Raw genomic sequence first — 4,526 nt, 5'->3', positions numbered from 1 at the left:
GGGAGTCGACCTCGACTGGAACGCGTTCTATGGTCCGGCCGCCGAGCACGTCGACCTGCCCACCTACGCGTTCCAGCGGGAAAGCTACTGGCTGCTGCCGACCGCCGCGGCCGGGGATGTGACCACCGCCGGACTCGTCGCGGCGGACCACCCGCTGCTCGGCGCCGGGGTGCCGGTGCTCGACTCGGGCGGCTGGATCGCCACCGGGCGCCTGTCTGTGCGTACGCAGCCGTGGCTGACCGATCACGCGGTCGGCGGGGCGGTGCTGCTGCCCGGCGCGGCCTTCGTCGAGCTGGCCCTGCGGGCCGGGGCTCAGGTCGGGGCGACCATCCTGCGGGAGCTGACGATCGAGGCGCCGCTGGTGCTGCCGGAGTCCGAGGCAGTGCTGTTGCAGGTCGCGGTCGGCGGGCCGGACGAGACCGGGCAGCGTAACGTGAACATCCACTCGCGACCGGAAGGTGACGGCGGGCAGTGGCGCCGCCACGCCGCAGGCCTGCTCGCGGCGGGCGAACCGGAGCCGCAGTTGTCCGGCGGGCCGGTCGTGTGGCCGCCTGCCGACGCGGAGGAAGTCGACGTCGACGGGCTCTACGATCGGCTCGGCGGAGTGGGGCTCGCGTACGGGCCGGTGTTCCGCGGCCTGCGCCACGCCTGGCGCCGGGGCGAGGACGTATTCGGCGAGGTCGCGCTGCCCGCCGGGGAACCGGCGGAGCGGTTCGGCGCGCACCCGGCCCTGCTCGACGCGGCATTGCATCTCATCGCCGCGTCGAGTGCGGCCGGGACCGGGGCCAGCCTGCCGTTCTCCTGGCGGGACGTGGCCGTGCACGTGCCCGGCGCGCGGGTGGTGCGGGTGCGAGCCACGGTGGCGCCGGGACGGGTGGCGCTGGAGCTGACCGACCCGGCCGGGCGTCCGGTCGTGACGGTCGGCACGGTGGCGCTGCGGCCGGTCTCGGCAGACCAGTTCGGCGGCGCGGCCCGGTCCATGTTCGCGCTGGACTGGGTACCCGCGTCCGCGCTGGTCCCGGTGAGTGCGATGGTCGTGTCCGTCCCGGGTGAGCTGTCGTCCTCGGGCGGCGGATCGCCGGACCTGGTCTGCGCGGTGCTCGACCTGGTGCAGGGCTTCCTCGCCGAGCCCGCCGATCCGGCGTCGCGGCTGATCCTGGTGACCCGAGGCGCGGTCGCCGCGGCGGCCGGCGACGAGGTCGACCCCGCCGTGGCCGGGGTGTGGGGCCTGGTCCGTTCGGTGCAGTCCGAGCACCCGGGCCGGATCGTCCTGGTGGACGCGCCGGGCCCGGTGGACGTGTCGGCGCTGCCCGCCGAGCCCCAGCTCGCCTGGCGCGGCGGAGCCTGGCTGGCGCTGCGCCTGGTCCGCGCTTCCGCAGCCGCATCGGCGGTCCCCACGCTGGGGGTAGCCGCACCGGCGGTTCCCGAGCTGGGGGAGGGCACGGTCCTGGTCACCGGGGGTACCGGCGATCTCGGCGCACTCGTGGCCCGCCATCTGGTCACCGCGCACGGTGTGCGTCATCTGTTGCTGGTCTCCCGCCGGGGTGCGCAGGCACCTGGCGCTGGGGAGCTGGCGGAGTCGCTACGAGCCGCGGGTGCGCTGACGGTGGGCATCGCCGCGGCCGACCTGGCCGACGCATCCGCGCTGGACGCGGTGCTCCGCGCCGTCGAGCCGGCGTACCCGCTGGTGGGTGTCGTGCACGCGGCGGGCGTCGTCGACGACGGCGTGGTGGAGTCGCTGACCCCGCAGCGGATGCGCGGGGTCTGGGGGCCGAAGGCCGAGGCGGCATGGCGCCTGCACAAGCTGACCGAGGGCCTCGACCTGCGCCTGTTCGTGCTGTTCTCCTCGGCCGCCGGGGTGCTCGGCAACCCGGGCCAGACGAACTACGCCGCTGCCAACGCATACCTCGACGGCCTTGCCCAGTACCGGCGGGCCTGCGGGCTGCCCGCGCTGTCGCTGGCCTGGGGCCTGTGGGACAGCGCAGGCGACGTGACGGCCGCGCTCGGGGACGCTGACCGGCAGCGGCTGGCCCGCTCCGGAGTTCGGGCGCTGCCGCCCGCCGAGGGCCTGGCCCTGTTCGACGCCGCACTCGGCATCGACGCGGCCGTGCTGGTCCCGCTCGGACTCCAACCGCAGCAGCTCAGCCACGACACCGCGCCGCCGATCTTGCACTCGCTCATCCCGGCCCGCCGCCGCACCACGCCCGACGCTGGCGCCGCCGGACAAGAGCACGCGCTGGTCAACCAGCTCAGCGCGGTCCCGGCCGACACCTGGCTGCCGATCATCCGCGAGTACGTGCTCGGCCGGGTGGCCAACGTGCTCGGCCGGTCCTCGACGGACGGGCTCGACCCGCACCGCGGCCTGCTGGAACTGGGGTTGGACTCGCTGGCCGCGGTCGAGCTGCGCAACCAGCTCGGCGCGGCGACCGGGCTGCGGCTGTCGGCGACGCTCGTCTTCGACTACCCGACCCCGCACGCCATCACCGAGCATGTGCGGGCCGAACTCGCCGCCGAGCACGCCCAGAACGCGACCGCGCCGCTGTTCACCAAGCTAGACGAGTTGGAGCTCTCGCTGCTGGGTGTCGCGGCCGACGACGAGGCCCAGGACCGGGTGGAGGCACAGCTACGCGGCATGCTCGCCCGGCTCGCCGAGGCGCGCAAGCCCGCCGACGACTACGAGGTGCGCGACCAGCTCGACGCCGCCAGCACCGACGAGCTCTTCGACTTCATCGATCGTGAACTCGGCGAACTCTGACCCGGACCGTGACCATCGAGAGGCCAACCGTGTCAACTCCGGAAGAGCAGAAGCTCGTCGACTACCTCAAGCGTGTCACGGTCGAGCTGCACCAGACGAGGCAGCGCGTCCGCGACGTCGAGGAGTGCGACCGGGAGCCGATTGCGATCGTCGGGATGAGCTGCCGCTATCCGGGCGGGGTCGGCTCGCCGGAGCAGCTTTGGCGGCTGGTCGCCGACGGCGTGGACGCGGTCGACGGCCTGCCGACGAACCGGGACTGGGACGTGGACGGGCTCTACCACCCCGACCCGGACGCGGCAGGCCACACGTACACCCGGGAGGGTGGCTTCCTGCACGACGCCGACCTGTTCGACGCCGACTTCTTCGGCATCAGCCCGCGTGAGGCGCTGGCGATGGACCCGCAGCAGCGGCTGCTGCTCGAGGCGTCGTGGGAGGCGTTCGAGCATGCCGGCATCGACCCCGGCACGGCGCGCGGCAGCGCGACCGGCGTCTACGCCGGAGTGATGTACGCCGACTACGGCGCTCGGCTGCACGGTGCCATCCCGGACGGGTTCGAGGGGCTCGTCGGCGCGGGCAGCGCCGGGTCGATCGCGTCGGGTCGGGTGTCGTACGTGTTCGGCCTGGAAGGGCCCGCGGTCACCATCGACACCGCGTGCTCGTCGTCGCTTGTGGCGATGCACCTGGCCGCGCAGGCGCTACGCAAGGGCGACTGCTCGCTGGCGCTGGCAGGCGGGGTCGCGGTGATGGCCACCCCGGCGGCGTTCGTCGAGTTCAGCCGCCAGCGCGGCCTGGCTCCGGACGGTCGCTGCAAGGCGTTCTCCGCCGCCGCCGACGGCACGGGTTGGGGTGAGGGTGTTGGCGTGCTGGTGCTGGAGCGGCTGTCCGACGCCCGTCGGCACGGCCGCCGCATCCTCGGCGTGATCCGGGGCAGTGCGGTCAACCAGGACGGTGCCAGCAGTGGACTTACCGCCCCGAACGGGCCGTCGCAGCAGGGTGTGATCAAGGCGGCGCTGGCGAGTGCGGGCCTGTCGGCGGCTGACGTGGACGTGGTCGAGGCGCACGGCACTGGTACGCGGTTGGGTGATCCGATTGAGGCGCAGGCGTTGATTGCGACGTATGGGCAGGGGCGCCCGGCGGGCCGTCCGTTGTGGATCGGGTCGTTGAAGTCGAATGTTGGTCATACTCAGGCGGCTGCTGGGGTCGGTGGTGTGATCAAGATGGTGATGGCGATGCGGCATGGTGTGTTGCCGCGGACGTTGCATGTGGATGAGCCGTCGCCGTTTGTGGATTGGTCGGCGGGTGCGGTGCAGTTGTTGACTTCGGCGCGGGAGTGGCCGGAACTCGACCGTCCGCGTCGGGCGGCGGTGTCGTCGTTCGGGTTTAGTGGCACTAATGCGCACCTCATCCTTGAGGCCGCTCCCGCGGTCGTGCCGGCGGCTGCTGGGAAGCCCGCGCAGGCGGTGGCTGGTGTGGTGCCGTGGGTGGTGACCGGGCGGTCGGAGGTTGCCGTGCGGGCCCAGGCGGCGCGGCTGGCGCAGGCCGAGCTGGACGGGGCCTCTCCGGCTGCCGTGGGCCGTGCTCTGCTGACGCGGCGGGCGGGGTTTGAGTTTCGGGCGGCGGTGGTTGGTCGGGATGTGCGGCAGTTGCAGGCGGCGTTGGGGGCTCCGTCCGTCATTGGTCGTGTGGTGGGTGGTCGGTTGGGTGTGTTGTTTGCGGGTCAGGGTGCGCAGCGGTTGGGGATGGGTCGGGAGTTGTATGGGGTTTTTCCGGT

The 4,526-nt window shown here is 73.2% G+C and carries 2 protein-coding genes; both read left to right on the top strand.

Annotation, left to right across the window (positions count from 1 at the left end):
• On the top strand, nucleotides 1–2,755 hold a 2,755-nt coding region (locus AB0B85_RS33510; RefSeq protein ID WP_357413777.1), incomplete at its 5' end, for a KR domain-containing protein.
• 29 nt (nucleotides 2,756–2,784) lie between these two features.
• Nucleotides 2,785–4,526 (top strand): beta-ketoacyl synthase N-terminal-like domain-containing protein (locus AB0B85_RS33505; RefSeq protein ID WP_357413775.1); only part of this gene is annotated, 1,742 nt, incomplete at its 3' end.

Source organism: Micromonospora sp. NPDC049044, from assembly GCF_040649215.1.
Classification (GTDB): Bacteria; Actinomycetota; Actinomycetes; order Mycobacteriales; family Micromonosporaceae; genus Micromonospora.
The sequence above is the reverse complement of the archived record's forward strand: the minus strand, read 5'-3'. Positions and strand labels throughout refer to the sequence as shown.